We start from the raw sequence: 16,710 nt of genomic DNA, 5'->3' as shown, positions 1-16,710 counted from the left end.
GGCAATGTTGCTGGGCCTGTCAACTGGCTTCTTCTACTCACGATCCATTCACATTGCAACTCTGCGCATTCCCCAGATCGAAGATAGCATTGATTACTGGCTGGATAGTTGAGCAGTGGGGAATGATCACATCCTGATTCCCTCCTGCCGATGGATCGTAGACCGTGGCATATGCGCCGAAATCCTGGCTGCCGGTGCCGGGTCCCAGCGTAATGCGCTTAATCGCGGAATTGGGAAGCGAACGCCCAAAATTGGCGACAGAGATCATTTCCTGCTCGCTCAGATCGGTATAGACCTTGCCTTTCAAGTCCGCGAGAATCTGGGTGAGATGACTGAGGACATTCGATGCATCCAGCTTCTTCTTAAGCGCCGTCAGCACCTCCTGCTGGCGCTCGGTGCGCCCGATATCACCAACCAGGTCGGCATGGCGAGAACGCACATATGCCAGCGCCTGCTGCCCGTTCATGTGCTGCGGACCCGGCACGATATAGAGGCGTTTCAACCCATAAGGGTCACCCTTGCCCGATGTATCGTCGGGATAGTTATCATCGAGGATGGGATGCGTTACATCAACATCTACTCCGCCCAGCGTATCGATGACGCTGGCAAAACCGTCCAGCCCCACCCAGGCATAGCGATCAATCGCAATGCCATAATCTTTCTCAACCGTCAGGCGTGCCAGGCGCACACCATCGTCAAAGCTACTATGCGGCGCGGCTCCCAGGAAGAAAGCCTGGTCGATTTTATGCATACCGCCAACCTCAGGCACATAGACCCATGAATCGCGCGGGATCGAAACCATGTAGACGCTGTTGCTGGCCGGATCAACATGCACAACCATCATCACCTGGGTCAGCAGAGCGGGGAAGTTATATTTGCTATCATTATCGCTGCCCAGCAACAGCATATTCCAGGGCCGGTCAGTAAGGGCGACTCCATTTACCGGAGGCTCATCGTTACTACGGCTGACGGCATGGATGAAATGTTGGATCGGCTGGTTGATATTGTTTTGAAAGTAAGCATACGCATAGACGAAGAGACCACACATCAACAGGGTCAGCACCAGAAATGTATAGAGCAGAATACGCAAGCGCCTTGAACAGCCCCTGCGCGCCTTTCTGGCCGGAGGCTGTGAGCCTGCATTGCCTGGCATACGTTGCTCAGGTCTTAAGGGCCGGGTTGGTTCATCCATCGCTGAAGTTCCTCAAATAGCTAAGGTGACGGTAATGAAATTTATTCCCCCATTCGGTTGTCAAAATTCACCAGGTATCTCAAGTAGAATATATTTTCACTTACGCAATATCAAACGTACAGCACGCCGGGAAAGTTCTCAACACCCTATCATTGAGCAAATCTCGCGCATAATGACGTGATAGAATAGGCCATATACTTCATGAATGAAAGGAAGGAAGGATTCACACAGATGAACCTTGAACAAATACAGCAGGCCCTGCGAGACGAGGGGCTGGATGGCTGGCTTTTTTACGATTTTCGCAAATCAGACCCCATCGCCTACACAGTGTTGTCGCTGCCCGCCGACGCATTTTATTCGCGACGCTGGTTCTATTTTATTCCTGCCAATGGCACGCCAACCGCGATCATCAGCGCGGTCGAATCACACGTGTTAGGGTCGCTGCCGGGAGAGCGGCGCATATTTGCTACATGGCAGGACATCCACGCACACTTGAAATCCATCTTATCCCCCGGCATGCGCGTGGCAATGCAGTACTCTCCCATGAACGCCATTCCTTATATGTCGCGCGTGGATGGAGGGACGCTGGAACTGGTGCGTTCCTACAGCGTAGAGGTGGTCAGTTCCGCCAATATCGCGCAGCGTTTCATTGCCCAGCTTACTCCCGCGCAGGTAGAGAGCCACCGGGTAGCCGGGCAACGCCTGATTGCCGCTAAAGACGCGCTTTTCTCGGAGATAACCGAAAACCTGCGCGCGGGGGTGGAGATGAATGAGTACAGCATACAACAGCGTTTCCTGGCATTGATCGCCGACCTGGGACTGGCCGGGGCCGACGCACACGTAGCCGTCAATGCCAATATCAGCAATCCTCATTATGGGCCGACTATTGAGCAACATAGCCCCATCCAGCATGGTGACCTGGTACTTTTTGATTTCTGGGCGCACCTGCCGGAACCGGGCGCTATCTATGCCGATTACACCTGGATGGCTTTTGCCGGCACTCGCGAGGAAATCCCTCAACGCCAGCTCGAGGTTTTTGACATAGTGCGCCGGGCGCGTGACGCGGCCATCCATTTCGTGCGCGAGCAATTGGAGCAGGGCAGGCGCGTGCAGGGCTGCCAGGTCGATGATGTCGCGCGCGGCATCATTGCCGGGGCCGGCTATGGCGATTACTTTGTGCATCGCACCGGCCACAACATCGACACGGCTGTTCACGGCAACGGCGCCAACATCGACAATTTTGAGACGCGGGATGAGCGTTACTTGCTCCCATCTACGTGTTGCTCCATCGAACCCGGCATCTACCTGCCAGAGTTCGGCATTCGCAGCGAGGTTGATTTGTTGGTCCACGAACACGATGCCGAGGTGACGGGTACACCTGTTCAGGAAGAAATCGTTGCGCTGTTATAAACTGGGGCCGATGATGAAGTTTTACCATCACAATCGGAAAGCATTCTCTAATTTGGCCGTTAAGCTTCATCACCGGCCCGGGGTCGCAGTACCGTAACCATTTTCCTTCTTCTACAACCCCTGGCCTTTTTCAACGTACATATTGTTGAAGATCACAATATGCAAGGGCGCGCTGCACAGCGTCCACTACTAACCAGGTATCTAGGGAGGCATTTATTATGGGTGATGAATGGGAACAGGGCCCGCCGCCAGAAGCAAACGGGGCCGGCACTGATGATTTCGAAAAACGACTCGAAGAAATTCGACGCATGGTTATTCAAGGCACGAGTGAGGCACAGCAGCGCCTTAAACGTGTTGTAGATAAAGCGGGCACCTACTGGCAGCAAAGCAATACACCCCCACAGCCGCGGCAGGCTACCAGCACTGAAGAGGAGCGCATTCGCCAGCTGGCCAATTCGTGGAGCCTGGGCAACTGGCAACTGGCTCGTGACCTCGGTACTTATATGGATATTCTTTCCTGGAGCAACGATGAGGTCTGGGAGGTCACAGTACAGACGCGCTGGGAAATGCGCAAAATGGAAGTGATATCGGAGCCGTATACCGGCCGACCAATAGGCAAAGCCCAACCCTTGCTGCCGGTATGGGATTACGAACTGCCCCCTGTAACGGGTCTCAAAGCGCCGGAGACGCGCACCCGCATAGAGGGATTGGACGAGGTCATATCGTGTACCGCCTGTAACAGCACGGGGCGCCTGCTGTGCGCAACCTGCACCGGGCGGGGCTGGATCGTCTGTCCCGACTGCAAAGGTCGCACGAAGTTACGCTGCTCGACCTGTCATGGTCGTGGCTATGTTGCCGACTGGTACCAGGCAAAGAAGAAACCATTCTTCCAGAAACAGGCCGACAATCTGACCAGTTCGGTCACCGAAAAGGTCTCCAGCCTGTTTGAAGGGATTCGCGACTCAGGAGTGCCAATTCCCAACCCGGTCGATACCGACCCGGCCACGAAAGGTCGCACTGTACCATGCCCTGATTGCGTCAACGGTGAGGTCGAATGCACCTGTGGCACCGGCAAGCGTGTCTGCCCCGCCTGCGAGGGTGCAAAGACCGAGCTTTGCTCGAATTGTGGCGGAACCGGTAAGATTGTGCGCCAGCGCAGCATCCTGCGCAGCTTCGACCTGGGAGTGCGAACTCAGATGGTCGGCTCCAGCGCCATACCAGAACAGTACCTGCAAAGAGCTACCGGCGACCTGGTCTACAATGCCGAGGTGAACGACACTCTGTATCCCGAAGCGCCGCCGGAAGCCGTTCCCTTAGACGTTTGGCGCGTGGCCGTCCAGCTTGCCGGCGATGCCGCCGCGAACCCGCAGGCGCAATCACGTGCCACCCTGCAGGTGCTGGAACTGGTGCGCATCCCTTACACCAGGGTGGATTATCGCTATGCGGACCAGGACTACACCTTCTACATCTACGACATTGAGGGCAAAGAGAAGTTCTACGCTGAGCGCTATCCGGCGCGCTGGGAACGCGTCGAACGCCTCGTGCGCTCAATCACCGCTGACCTGATGTCGCCCGCCCAGGAAACTCAGCAGGCCAATCCTGGCAGCAACCAGGCGCGTGGCTACCGCGTGCCAATTGAAAAACCACCCTATTCGATTACTGAAGAGGGAGAATGATTTAGCGGACGGAGCTAGTAAAATACCAGTATGCCCACGGGTATGCTGGTATTTTACTAGCTCCGTCCGCTACAGGAGAACATTGTGATCTGGATCGGTACCTCTGGCTGGGTATACCCGCATTGGGTCGGACGCTTCTACCCACCTGATCTGCCCGAAAAAAACTGGCTTTCCTACTACGCCCAACACTTTCCAACCGTAGAGATCAACCGCAGTTTCTACCGCCTGCCCACCTATGACCAGTTTCACAGCTGGGCCGAACAAACGGCGTCCCACCCCGGCTTTCTCTTCGCCGTCAAAGCCAGCCGCTACCTCACACATATGAAAAAGCTCAAAGATGCGGAAGAGGGCATCAACCGCCTTTATAGCGCGGCCAAGGGACTCGGCAAGCAACCTGGCCCATTCCTTTATCAACTGCCACCACACTGGCACGCCAATACGCAGCGGCTCGCGGAATTCATCTCCCAGCTGCCACGCGAGTACTTTGCCGCCTTCGAGTTCCGCGATTCCACCTGGTTCGAACCCGAAACGCTCTCCATCACGCGGAAAATACTCGAAGACGCCGGTTGTGTCTTAGCCGTCGCCGTTGGCGGCTCTCTCCCAACTCCACTCACTATACCCTCTACCGGCCCATTTAGCTACATCCGTTTCCACAATGGAGCGCACGGGGTCGGGTTAACCGGTGACGAGCTTGCGTTCTGGGCAAAGCGTATCGGCGCGGAGGCCAGGGATGGACGCGAGATATATGTGTATTTCAATAATGATCCAGATGGGCATGCTGTTAAAGATGCTCTACGTCTGCGCGAGTTGGTCGGCCCTTTGCCCAGGTGAAGTGACCGGGCTGATAGGCAATCACCAGAACCACGGCCTTGACACTTATCCAGGCTCCAGAAGGCCTCGCACTCAATCGACCTCATCATATTGCTGCGAAGAGCACCGCAAGAGCTGCATCTAGCAGCACGTTTATGATAGCCCCGACAACGGCTTTGAGTAGTGAACGCCAAAACATCGCTCAAAATCCTTTCTGAGGAAGAGATACTAACATTTTCTGACCGAGAAGCATCCATCATTCATTGAGATGCCTCACTTTTCCTATATATAATGATAGCCGGTAAAGTTATTATACTCTTCCAATATTAAGCGGATTTTAAGCGGATGTTAGCTTTTCTCGCACTGTGGGAAATCGAAAGAGATGCCGGGTAATCGTGATGCGGTTCAGGGTGAGTAGCCAGGGAGCAGAAAACTAAAAGGGCTGCGAAAGACGAGTTTCTCTTGACGGAGAAACTATAGAGTATGGTATTATTCTCTTGTAAGGACGTCATTTTGATAACCTGGTAACAGGCCCGAGAAGGTAGCAAGGCCTTTGGAGGAAGAAAGAGGTCAGTATGCTTCTCAAGACACAGGCCGCGACCGAAGTCGCACGTTTTCTTGCGCATCATCCAGCTCCTGAGCAAATTATTGCTTTCCATCCCTCTGCCGAGGTAGCTGATCGGGCATATGAACTTATTCACCGTGAGCGTGAGGGTATGTTGACTGAAGAGGAACACCAGGAACTCGAGAGTTATATGATGATCGAATATCTGATGGAACTGGTGAAGCTTGAAGCCCAGCGGCAATTGCGGCAGCAGGCATCCTAAACCATGGCCAGGAAACCACCCGTCCCCGAACGGTTAAGGCGCCAGGTGCAAGAGCGGGCACAGGGGCGCTGCGAATATTGTCTTATCCATGAAGCAGATATGTATTACCCACACGAAGCAGACCACGTAATCGCTGAAAAACATGGCGGACCAATATCGCTCGAGAATCTCGCGTGGGCCTGCTTTTATTGTAATCGTTTCAAGGGTACAGATCTGGCCTCGCTAGACCCGGTAACAAATAAAGTTGTCTTGCTCTTCAATCCACGTGAGCAGCGATGGCATCGTCATTTTCGCCTCAATGGTGGCCGTATCGAAGGCAGGCACTACCGCCAGCGGGCGTGCTACGGTCACTCTTCTTCACCTCAATGATCCTGAGCGAGTGGCCTACCGCCTTGGGCTGATAGATATTGGTCACTATCCCGTCCGATAAAGTCAGACACAAGGGCCGAAGCTAATCGTCCCCTTGTTTGAAAGGAGCATCCATTGAACATTGTTATTTACGGCGCAAGTGGGATGATCGGCCAGCGAATCACACGCGAGGCGCTCAATCGCGGCCTCCACGTCACAGCCGTCGTGCGCAATCCAGAGAAGCTGACCATGAGCGACCCGAATTTGATCGTCAAGCAGGGCAACATGCTTGACGCGGAGAGCGTTGCCAGGGATGTTGCCGGTGCCGATGCCGTTATTAACGCGACGCGCCAGAACGCCAATGAGCCAGGGCAGACCTTTGTGGACGCGGCCAGGGCGCTGATAGCGGGGATGACACGCGCCGGTGTCCGTCGCCTGATCGTGGTCGGTGGCGCGGGCAGCCTGGAAGTCGCTCCCGGCCTGCAACTTGTCGATTCGCCGGACTTTAATCCCGCCTGGCGACCCGGCGCGTTGAATATACGCGCCGCGCTGGATGTCTATCGCCAATCTGATCTCGACTGGACGTTTTTCAGTCCGGCCAACATGATTGCTCCCGGCGAGCGCACCGGCAACTTCCGTCTCGGCACCGACCAGCTCATCACCAATGAAAAAGGAGAAAGCCGCATTTCCGCAGAGGATTACGCCGTCGCCCTGATCGACGAGCTGGAAAAGCCACAATTTGTGCGCCGCCGTTTTACGGTGGGATATTAACGAGCCAGGAGAGGGGTCTAGACCCCTCTCCTGAGTGAAACAAAGCTCTACAACATCACTGTCACCGCTCTCTGGGAACTGGCCTCCAGACCTCAACTCAATGAAACAGGCATCGGAACCTCTATCTCACCCACCAACAGCGTGGCACCGCCGGTCGCGAAGTTAGCCAGATCGGCAGCCCCAGCCTGGCCTTCGGGCGAGTTGAGGGCCTCCTGGAATGACTGCATATCTGCCCAGTACAGGTTGGCAATCAGATAGTAAGGTGACTGCTCCTGCGGGTTGAGAGATGTTGGCCTATCAACTGTCATACCCTTAAGACCGGGGAACTTTAGCGCCAGGGGCGTATGAGTCTCCCGGTAATAGCGATCAAATGCAGCAGGGTCCTGCGGATGGCCATAGAGTACAGTGAGTTTAATCATGTTCATCCTCCTTGAAGAAATAAAATAGTCTTCCGCGACGAAAATCACTCGGCCCCATCCATTTGCTCTTCTGGCGGCTCGTCCACTTCCATCTCGGTTAGCTCGTCCACTTCGGCTTCGATTTCTTCGACATCTTCTGCCTCGCCGGCATTGCCATTCTCGTCGCCATTCTGGGATTCGAGCTTCTTGCCGTTGGTTGTCGCAACAGCTACGACGGCATCGCCTTCGGCCAGGTGCATTAAGCGCACGCCCTGGGTGGCGCGTCCGGCCCTTGCGATGGTGGTGACATCGGTGCGAATGACCACCCCCCCGGCGGAAATGATCATCAGGTCGTTGTCCTTCTCGCTGATCATGCGCGAGGCGGCAACGTGACCGGTCTTCTCCGTGATCCGGGCGGTAATCACGCCGCCACCACCGCGGTTATGCGTCGGATACTCTTCGATGGGTGTACGCTTGCCGTAGCCATGCTCGGTCACAACCAGCAGCTCGCAGCCGGGAGTCGCGAGGTTGAGCGAAACGACTCTATCGCCCTGGGCCAGGCGAATGCCACGCACGCCACCGCTCATACGCGAGGCTGAGCGCAATTCGGCGACCGTGAAGCGAATGGCCTGCCCACCTGCTGTAACCAGCAGTACATCGTCATCGGCGCGAGCAAGCCTGGCTCCGATCAGCTCATCATCCTCTTCCAGGTCCATGGCGATCAACCCGGAACGGCGCACGACCTCGAATTCGTCCATGGCCGTCTTCTTGACCTCGCCCTTGCGCGTGGCCACGATCATGAAATCGCGGCTCACACCTTTTGGCACGCAGACAAGCGCCGTCACGCGCTCGCGCTGCTCAATCGAGATGAGGTTGATAATATGCTCGCCCTTGGCCGTGCGGCTCACGTCAGGCAATTCATAAACCTTCAGCTGGAAGACGCGGCCACGGTCGGTGAAGAAGAGCAGGCTGTCGTGACTATGCGCGACCAGCAGGTGACGGACAGTATCGTCTTCACGAGTAACCATACCGGTGATGCCCCTGCCACCCCTGCGCTGGGCGCGATAGGTGCTTGACGGCAGGCGTTTGATGTATCCCTTCTCGGTCAGGGTAACGACGACCTCTTCGTTGGGAATCAGGTCTTCGGCCTTGAACTCACCTGCCTCGGCTTCAACGATGTCTGTGCGGCGCTCATCCCCATATTTCTCCTTCAGTTCGCGCAGGTCTTCTTTGATGAGTTTGCGAATTTCGCGCACATCGGAGAGCAGCATCTGGTAGTATTCGATATTTTTCAGCACCTCGCGCAGTTCCTCCTCGATCTTGAAGCGCTCCAACGCGGCCAGTCTTGCCAGGCGCATATCCAGGATGGCCTTGCTCTGTATTTCGGAGAGGGCAAATTTCTGCGATAGCTCGGTAACCAGCGCGGCCTCCGCCTGCCGCGATTCGCGAATGGTTTTGATGATCGCGTCCAGGTTATTGTAGGCGATGATGAACCCATCGAGGAGGTGCTTGCGTGCCTCGGCCTTCGCCAGTTCGAAGCGCGTGCGACGCGTGATGACGTTCTCGCGGTGGTTGATGTAGTGTTGCAGAAAGGCCTTGAGCGTCAGCGTGCGCGGCTGTTGATCGACGAGCGCGAGCATGTTGGCATTGAACGCGCTCTGCATGGCGGTATATTTATAGAGCAGGTTGAGGATGCGCTCCGGATTGGCCTCGCGTTTGAGTTCGATGTAAATGCGCATGCCCTGGCGGTCGGACTCGTCGCGCACCTCGGAGATGCCGTCGATCTTCTTGTCGCGCGTCAATTCGGCGATCTTTTTGACCAGTTCCGCCTTATTGACCTGGTACGGTAATTCGGTGACGATAATGCTGATGCGCCCGCGTTCGCCCTCTTCCAGGCGGGTGCGCGCGCGTACAACAATGCGCCCGCGCCCGTTGGCGTAGGTGTTGCGGATGCCCTCGCGCCCCTGGATGATGCCACCGGTCGGAAAATCAGGCCCGCGGATGATGCGCGAAAGTTCCTCGGTGGTGGCCTCGGGATTATCAATCAGGTGGGCGATACCGTTGCAGACTTCGACCAGGTTGTGCGGCGGTATGTTGGTAGCCATGCCGACGGCGATGCCTGTAGAGCCGTTCAGAAGCAGATTTGGCAGGCGCGCAGGCAGGACGGTAGGCTCTCTGGTCTGATTATCATAATTGGGGACGAAATCGACGGTGTCTTTGTCGATATCGCGCAGCAACTCATCGGCGATGGCGGCCATTTTGGCCTCGGTGTTATGATTCACAAAACCGTTCGCCACAAACGAGTGGCATTCACTATCCACGCGTAAGGAATAGACCGGCTGCATACCGGCGTCTTCGATACTTTCGATGCGCTCAAAGAGATAATGCTGGCGGGGCAGATTCTCGATCTCGGCAACGGCCACCGCGGGCAGCACCTGAGCAATGCGTGGTAACGTTGCGGTCAGGCGATCCGAATGGTCGAAGTTATGCTTTGATAGCCACTCACGCTGGCCGCGAGTGGCATGTGTTCTGACATACCCGGCCAGGTAGGGTATAAAATCAGTCTTTGACAAAACTCTGCCGGTATGCAGGTCAAGGGTTGTAGCAAGCGCTTTGCTCTTCACTGCCGAGGTGAAACCGATCTCTTTAGAGAACAGGGTAAGGTTCTCGCAGCCGGTAATCAGCAGGCGATGCATTTGCCGGGTTCTATCGTTATTCAACGACGCCACAATACCGAAACGCAGCAACAGCGTTTGAACCTGCCGGAGCATAAGGCGGTTACGGGCCGACAGATTAATCCGCAGCAGGCTGCGACCAGATTTTTCAACCGCTCCATCACCTTCAAACAGACCACGCAAGAAAGCAGCGAGCACGGTGCGAGGTGAGCGCAAGATTACTTCAGGTATCTGCCGTTGTACGGAACGCCCTGACAACCCCAAAGCCTGGATGAACGACTTGACATGCTGGCTTACTACCTGTATTTGAAGGAATGGCTTCTTGCCGTAGCTAACCGGTTCCCTCTCAAAGATATGCAAGCGGCACGTTGGGAAGACGTGCTGCCACGACTGAATGAATTGGTCTGCAAAGTCGCCAGGGGTATTCGTAAACTCGATTACCTGATCGCGGAACGTCCCTTCTGCCAGCAACGCTCCCAGAATGAAGCCCATATCCTCGTCCAGCGTCTCTGGAAGCTTGTGCTGCTTCATACGGGGCTTCTGGAGAACTGAGGAATGGAATGGACGAAGATCAACAGGCTGCTCTGGCCACAAGATGTCGCTTCGATCCAGGACAGCATAGTCGCCAACTACTAACTGGTCAATGGTCTTCCAGGTAAGCGTGACGCGCCCATCAGTATCGTGAGGTACTGCCACCAACAAGGGGTGGTTGGCCGTACCTGTGACTTCGTATCCTCGCTGCGTTCGCACGCGCCATGTCGGGAACGGGCCGCAATCCCACCACTTACTGGCCGTATTGGTTTTCCCATCTTTTGACAGGATATGTACAGAGACATCTTCGATGCCTGGCTGCGAAATCTGACTGATCGGCACCAGCCCTTTGTCAGTGACGACGAGGGTATCTCCCGTTACGCAATAGCGCATGGCAGCTGGGGGATCATCATCCTGGGAGCCAAAGTTACCCTGTCCAAGAACGAGGGGGTAGCGCATCGACCAGGGCTGCGCCATACGCACGAGGGAGTCGTAAACGGCCACATCGCCATGGGGGTGATAGCTTTTCAGGACTTCGCCGACCGTACCCGCACATTTGCGGAAGGCTTTGGTGGATTGCAAGCCCATTTGATCCATGGCGTAGAGAACACGCCGGTGAACGGGCTTGAGTCCGTCGCGCACATCGGGCAGGGCGCGACTGACAATCACGCTCATAGAGTAGTCGAGATAGGCGCCCGTCATTTCCTCTACGATGCTTACGGTTTTAATATTGCCAGGTTCCATAAAATTTCCTCATAAAAGAAGCCATAAATAGCCTTTTGGCGCTCATGTATTGAAGTGTATGCTGGGCGAGGGTCGTATAATATTCGAGCCTACGGAATACATTATATCATATTTCGAGTATAGCCACAAGAACAAATTGTCTAGTACTATGCCCAATCATGAGTTTTCAAAACGGCTCCGCATCAGGAACGCGGGCCGATCAATCGGCCCCTACGGTTCGTGTGGAGATTCATCTTTAGCTGGAGATTTACGAGGCCCGGCACTTAAGCCTCTATTTAAGAGCAAGCCAAGGGCGAACAATACCAACCCGACAGCAATGCCGAGATCCAGAATGTTCGCATTGCCATCCCAGTTGACCACATAGCCAAGAAACGTAACGGCCAGCAATACAATGATTACGCGCAGCAATGTCTCCTTTAAATCGTCGAGGTTAACGATTTCGAGCCAGCGCGGCATAGGCAGCTTATCATCGATGAACAGGTTGTACAGTCCCAGGGCAATGATATAGAGAACCGTGCCCAGCAGGAACAGGTCTATCAGTTCAATATCATCGACCGCAAGATGCTTCGCGCCATCTGTAGTAAATCCGCCGTGCGTAAATATATCGATGATAGTGGTCACCACTGTCAAAGCGCCGTAAACGAGTACAGCGATCGATGCCAGAAACGTACCTATTACGGCGATGACGATCAGGTATCGAGTGCCAGCAAGCGCGCGCCGAAACATGAGCAACTCCTTTCAGTATCCCCCCTGATTATAGCAAATGCCGGAGGATCATCCCCACCCTACTGGTCATCGAGATCGACAGCGCGTTTGAGGCCACGAAACTGTAATGTTTTGACGTTGACTTCGGTCAGGTTCAATTTCACAGCGGTTTCTTTGATGGAGAGGCCGAGCAGGAAACGGCAAGTCAGGACTGCTCGATATTGTTCCGGCAGCGCCTCCAGAATGCGATGAACGCGTTCTGTAGCGTTGCCGTTCTCTTCAATGGAGGAGTCATCGAGAGGTCCATCCCAATCAGATTCGAGCAACGTTTCCAGGGAGATTGAGGACATGCTATAGTGAGCGCGCCAGAAGTCAGTGATAGTCGTCCGGGCAACTTGATAGAGCCATTTGCGCCTGCCTTGTGAACTGTGATTGAAATCAAGATGGCGGATGGCCTTGAGGAAAACTTGAGAGGTGAGGTCCTCGGCCTCTTCACGGTTTCTCACTTTGCTATAGATATAACGATAAATGGGACGCAGGTTCTCCTGGTAGAACGCCTGAAATTCAGACCCATCTGTAGCCGGGCGATTCGAGACAACTTCGATTAAGCCAGGCAGGAACAGGCAGAGCAGACAGGGCCAGAGTGAAAGCATAACATGGCAAATAGTGCGTAGCGAAACAGGTGTATGCATCGTCGTGTACCTTCATCTCATTGAATTAATAGGCAGAACATAAGCATAAAGAGGTGAACGAATCAGAGCAGACCCCGCTCAATTCTACCCTACAGTATCCGATGATCGAAGTATACGTTCTACAATTCGCTTTAACATCGGAATAATTTCTAAATTTTGGAGCAATTCTGACACTGGAGAAACAGATAATATGGGAAGAAATACCTATGGAGTCATCAAGCGAGGCTATGATGGATGGCAAAAGCAACAGCAGCGGCGCGATTGTCACTGGATGTTTTGTTGAAGATATGAGTGAGATGATGAGCGATGGTTTTTTCGCTCAGTCCCAATTCTCTGGCTATCTCATTGTTGGTCAGCCCGCGTGCGGCCAGGCGCAGTACCTCCACTTCTCGCTGAGTCAGCCCGGCGGGATAGGCCAACGAAGCAGTGGGCAGCAGAGAAGGAGACGAGTAGATATGCTCTACCTCGGGCTCGTTGCCCTGCGCCCCTCTATCTAGTAGCACATCTTGCTCGCGCGCGCTGATAAGCTGCTCAACAGTTGACGCGCGGCCCTTAGCCCAGGCAATCGCGAAGATAGCCGGGTCCAGGGTGGCGCGTATGGCCGCGACCAGGCGATCATACCTGGTCTTCTCTACCGGAGGAATAGGGAAATTGATCGTCTGCCGTAAGTGTTCTGCCAATACCGCCTGTGCCGGTAAGGGTGACAAGACGAACATCGGCGCGCCGCAACAGGTTTGTCACAGCCTCCACGTCCTGTTGGCGTCCAATGAGCGGAGTGAGTGGCACGGGGAGATAGACATGCGCTGGCGAATCGATAGCGGCGGGATTGCCCCGGCTCACAATCTGGATAAGGCGATTATTGCCCTGCAGCTGATCCTCACGGCCTATAGGGTTGAACACGGCCACACCCTCCTCTTAAGGTACCTCCTGCACCTTTTAAGACCGTTCTCTTACGGCTACCTTATTATAGAGTATGCAGGAGCATATAGCAATAAATATCCACGGTGGCAGGTCATTTAAAAGTTGAGCCATCCCAGGTCAAATCCTGGAGGCCCTGGTCCCTGCCTGTGACATTTTTATGCCAGCAGCGATATAAAGGGTGAGATCTCAACTAGAAGAGGACGCATGCAGCAGCACCAATACACGGCACGTGATGATTCACCCATCGCTGTCATGTACCGGCAGTACGCGCCGGTCATTTTTGCCTATCTCTGCCGGCATACCGCATATCGCGAGGATGCTGAAGACCTGCTGCTGGAAGTGTTTCTGGCGGCGATGGAACACAGCAAATTCGCGGAGCTGGTCGAAAATGAGCAGCAATCCTGGCTCTGGGCGGTCGCGCGCAACAAGGTAGTAGATCACTACCGGCGCTCAACACGGCATGCCAGCATAAACTTGATGCAGGCGGCAGACACGGTGTTCGAGAACGAGGAACTCGCTCCCGACCAGGTGGCCCTGCGCAATGAGGAATATGCGCACCTGCATGTAAAGTTGAAGGAGCTGCCGGCGCTCCAACAGGAAGTATTGCGATTACGTTTCGGCAACAGCATGCGTTGCTCCGAAATTGCTGCCATTCTTGAGAAAAGCGAGGGATCGGTTCGGATGCTGCTCTCTCGCACGCTGAAACTCTTGCGAACCATCTACGAGCAACACTGACGAGGACGAATCGGTATGGACAAACACGCTGACTTTCCCACTCCTGAAGATGTCGATGACCAGATCGAGCGGCTCTTTGTAGAGGCTTCTGACTACTCACCTGCTGCCCGCCTGGTGCGCGATCTTCATACTACGTACCGGCCATATGCCGCGAAAGATGCTCATTCACTGGAACGCGTGTGGGAACGTCTTGCCGATCATAAGAAGGAGTGGAGCGAGAGGACGCCCTCTCGTCCTCGCAACATTTTAGGGCACAACGCCGTTGATCTACTGAAATATCGACAGGAAAGGTCGCCACATATGATTACCACTACCCGTAGCGTATCCAGGTGGGAAAGATTGCAACATCGCTCAGGCATTTTCGCAGCAGTGCTATTTCTCACCCTTCTAGTTGGCAGCATGATTGTTGTTTTGAGCTTTGCTCATCATGGGAACATGCAGGTAGGCAATTCCTCGCATACGGGCGCGCCGGTTCAAAAAGCATCTCCCACTGTTACCGCGGCCAGTTCGCCTCAAGCTCAGGGGAAGACACTGTATAGCTATCACAGCAACTACAATATCTACTCGGTCGCATGGTCGCCCAACAGCCAGCGCATCGCTATAGGTACAGATATTGATGTACGCGAGTTTGATGCGACGACTGGTAAACATGTCTTCATATACAACCCCAACCCTAATGGTGGTCCCAGCATACTTTCTGTAGCATGGTCTCCGAATGGACAGCGTATTGCAGATAGCAGCGCAAACGTGCAGATATGGAACGCCAAAACGGGGAAGCTATACATCACCTTCCCATCTTCACAACAGCCTTTCGCCATACAGCAATCCACGAGTAGCCCGTATTTCTCTTCTCGTGTAAACGCGACTTTGTTTAGTGGCGGCAGCATGGTCTACTCAACGGCCTGGTCGCCCGATGGCAAATACATGGCATCAGCGCTGGACGGCGGCTATGGCAATATCGTGGATGTATGGAATACTTCGACAGGTAAGATCATCACTACGTATCAAGGGCATAGCAACTATGTCACTCAAGTGGCATGGTCGCCTGATGGCAAATATATCGCCTCGTCCAGCCTTGATGACACGGTACAGGTATGGAATGCCCTGACAGGGCAAACGATCACGACCTACAGGGGTCACTCGAGCTATGTCAATGGGGTAGCATGGTCGCCCAACGGGCAACTGGTCGCATCAGCGAGCTATGACGGTACTGTTCAGATATGGAATCCTATGACGGGTCAAACGGTATTGACCTATAGAGGCCATAGCGGCAGTGTTGATACTCTAGCATGGTCGCCTGATGGCACGCGCATTGCCTCCGGCGGCGCGGATACAACAGTACAGATCTGGAAGGCCTCGAACGCCAAAACGCTCTATACCTACCATGGTCATGCGAGTGAAGTGCGCACCCTGGCGTGGTCCCCTGACGGTAAATACATCACCTCGGCTGAAGATTCTGAAACGGGCGGTGGCACAGTGAAGGTGTGGGTGGCATAAGATAGATCAACGATAATAATTCATAGGGGCCGATGAATCGGCGCATCCAGGTCGCCGATTCATCGGCCCGCGCTCATTGCCGGACTATGTTGTGAAAACTCATCACCGGCCGGCATCGCTTACCATAGTATTTTGTTCAAACCTATTGTCTTACGCTCTCGCCTCAGCAGCAGCCTGTTCCGCGACTTGCTCGGGCTTCTGAACAGCCTCAAGGTCGATCTCGATAGTAACTTCGTCGCTGACGAGCCAGCCGCCGGCCTCCAGCGCCTGATTCCAGTTGAGGTTCCAGTCTTTGCGATTGATCTTCGTTTTTGCGCTCAGGCCCGCAACCGTCATACCCCAGGGATTCTTGCCCGTGCCATAATATTCAGCTTTGAATGTTACAGGCCTGGTGACGCCGCGCATCGCCAGGTCGCCGGTCACCTTGTACTCATTGCCGTTGACACGCTCAATTTTGGTGCTCTTGAAAGTAATGATTGGATAGTTCTGCACATCGAAGAAATCTGGCGATTTCAGATGGCCATCGCGGCGCTCATCACGGGTATCTACGCTCGCTGCATCGACCTGCGCGTCAACCCAGGAATTTTCCGGGTGCTGCTCATCAATATGCAGGTGACCGCTCAAAACATTGAAGTGCCCGCGAACGGTCGCGAACATCATGTGCTTTACAACAAAAGACGCTTCTGAATGTGATGGATCAATTTCCCATGCCATAGCAGGTGTTCTCCTTATTTGTCTCTATCAGATTGTTAGTAGCTTCATTAGCTATAGCAACTAT

At 54.3% G+C, this 16,710-nt stretch carries 16 protein-coding genes; 8 read left to right on the top strand and 8 right to left on the bottom strand.

Annotation, left to right across the window (positions count from 1 at the left end; all coding sequences use genetic code 11):
• Positions 1 to 37: 37 nt before the first annotated feature.
• The gene (locus tag VFA09_24855; protein ID HZU70526.1) at positions 38 to 1,192 is read right to left on the bottom strand and encodes an LCP family protein; all 1,155 of its coding nucleotides are present in this window, start codon (positions 1,190 to 1,192) and stop codon (positions 38 to 40) included.
• Between the two features lie 231 nt (positions 1,193 to 1,423).
• On the opposite strand from VFA09_24855, the gene VFA09_24850 reads away from it, so the two are divergent.
• The 6 genes from VFA09_24850 to VFA09_24825 all read left to right on the top strand — a co-directional run bounded on the left by VFA09_24850 (position 1,424) and on the right by VFA09_24825 (position 7,034).
• Positions 1,424 to 2,602 (top strand): M24 family metallopeptidase, encoded by a 1,179-nt coding sequence (locus VFA09_24850; protein HZU70525.1) that lies wholly within the window; start codon positions 1,424 to 1,426, stop codon positions 2,600 to 2,602.
• A gap of 218 nt (positions 2,603 to 2,820) precedes the next feature.
• Positions 2,821 to 4,278, top strand: coding sequence for a hypothetical protein (locus VFA09_24845; protein HZU70524.1), 1,458 nt, complete (start codon positions 2,821 to 2,823; stop codon positions 4,276 to 4,278).
• An 84-nt stretch (positions 4,279 to 4,362) separates the two neighbouring features.
• Positions 4,363 to 5,109, top strand: a complete 747-nt coding sequence (locus VFA09_24840) for a DUF72 domain-containing protein (GenBank protein HZU70523.1) — start codon at positions 4,363 to 4,365, stop codon at positions 5,107 to 5,109.
• A gap of 554 nt (positions 5,110 to 5,663) precedes the next feature.
• Positions 5,664 to 5,915 carry a hypothetical protein gene (locus VFA09_24835; GenBank protein HZU70522.1) on the top strand — a complete coding sequence of 84 codons (252 nt, stop codon included), beginning with the start codon at positions 5,664 to 5,666 and terminating at the stop codon, positions 5,913 to 5,915.
• Positions 5,916 to 5,918: 3 nt separating this feature from the next.
• Positions 5,919 to 6,284, top strand: a complete 366-nt coding sequence (locus tag VFA09_24830; protein HZU70521.1) for an HNH endonuclease signature motif containing protein — start codon at positions 5,919 to 5,921, stop codon at positions 6,282 to 6,284.
• A 114-nt stretch (positions 6,285 to 6,398) separates the two neighbouring features.
• Positions 6,399 to 7,034 carry an NAD(P)-dependent oxidoreductase gene (locus VFA09_24825; protein HZU70520.1) on the top strand — a complete coding sequence of 212 codons (636 nt, stop codon included), beginning with the start codon at positions 6,399 to 6,401 and terminating at the stop codon, positions 7,032 to 7,034.
• A 92-nt stretch (positions 7,035 to 7,126) separates the two neighbouring features.
• Here the strand turns inward: VFA09_24825 and VFA09_24820 are convergent, their stop codons facing one another.
• From VFA09_24820 to VFA09_24795, 6 genes are all read right to left on the bottom strand, one after another.
• Positions 7,127 to 7,453 carry an EthD family reductase gene (locus VFA09_24820; protein ID HZU70519.1) on the bottom strand — a complete coding sequence of 109 codons (327 nt, stop codon included), beginning with the start codon at positions 7,451 to 7,453 and terminating at the stop codon, positions 7,127 to 7,129.
• Positions 7,454 to 7,497: 44 nt separating this feature from the next.
• On the bottom strand, positions 7,498 to 11,382 hold the full coding sequence (gene gyrA, locus VFA09_24815; protein ID HZU70518.1) for a DNA gyrase subunit A: 3,885 nt from the start codon (positions 11,380 to 11,382) through the stop codon (positions 7,498 to 7,500).
• Between the two features lie 210 nt (positions 11,383 to 11,592).
• On the bottom strand, positions 11,593 to 12,108 hold the full coding sequence (locus VFA09_24810; protein HZU70517.1) for a YqhA family protein: 516 nt from the start codon (positions 12,106 to 12,108) through the stop codon (positions 11,593 to 11,595).
• Positions 12,109 to 12,167: 59 nt separating this feature from the next.
• Positions 12,168 to 12,779 (bottom strand): sigma-70 family RNA polymerase sigma factor, encoded by a 612-nt coding sequence (locus VFA09_24805; GenBank protein ID HZU70516.1) that lies wholly within the window; start codon positions 12,777 to 12,779, stop codon positions 12,168 to 12,170.
• A gap of 215 nt (positions 12,780 to 12,994) precedes the next feature.
• Positions 12,995 to 13,459: a LuxR C-terminal-related transcriptional regulator gene (locus tag VFA09_24800; GenBank protein HZU70515.1), complete on the bottom strand. Its 465-nt coding sequence runs from the start codon at positions 13,457 to 13,459 to the stop codon at positions 12,995 to 12,997.
• On the bottom strand, positions 13,395 to 13,679 hold the full coding sequence (locus VFA09_24795) for a hypothetical protein (GenBank protein HZU70514.1): 285 nt from the start codon (positions 13,677 to 13,679) through the stop codon (positions 13,395 to 13,397). The genes VFA09_24800 and VFA09_24795 overlap by 65 nt, the downstream gene beginning before the upstream one ends.
• Before the next feature lie 225 nt (positions 13,680 to 13,904).
• On the opposite strand from VFA09_24795, the gene VFA09_24790 reads away from it, so the two are divergent.
• Positions 13,905 to 14,435 carry an RNA polymerase sigma factor gene (locus tag VFA09_24790; GenBank protein HZU70513.1) on the top strand — a complete coding sequence of 177 codons (531 nt, stop codon included), beginning with the start codon at positions 13,905 to 13,907 and terminating at the stop codon, positions 14,433 to 14,435.
• Positions 14,436 to 14,450: 15 nt separating this feature from the next.
• Positions 14,451 to 15,932, top strand: a complete 1,482-nt coding sequence (locus VFA09_24785; GenBank protein ID HZU70512.1) for a WD40 repeat domain-containing protein — start codon at positions 14,451 to 14,453, stop codon at positions 15,930 to 15,932.
• 150 nt (positions 15,933 to 16,082) lie between these two features.
• On the opposite strand, the gene VFA09_24780 is transcribed toward VFA09_24785, so the two are convergent.
• The gene (locus tag VFA09_24780; protein ID HZU70511.1) at positions 16,083 to 16,646 is read right to left on the bottom strand and encodes a YceI family protein; all 564 of its coding nucleotides are present in this window, start codon (positions 16,644 to 16,646) and stop codon (positions 16,083 to 16,085) included.
• Positions 16,647 to 16,710: the final 64 nt, after the last annotated feature.

The organism is Ktedonobacteraceae bacterium (genome assembly GCA_035653615.1).
Classification (GTDB): Bacteria; Chloroflexota; Ktedonobacteria; order Ktedonobacterales; family Ktedonobacteraceae; genus DASRBN01.
Note: the sequence above shows the minus strand (reverse complement) of the source record. Positions and strands in the feature narration are given on the sequence as shown.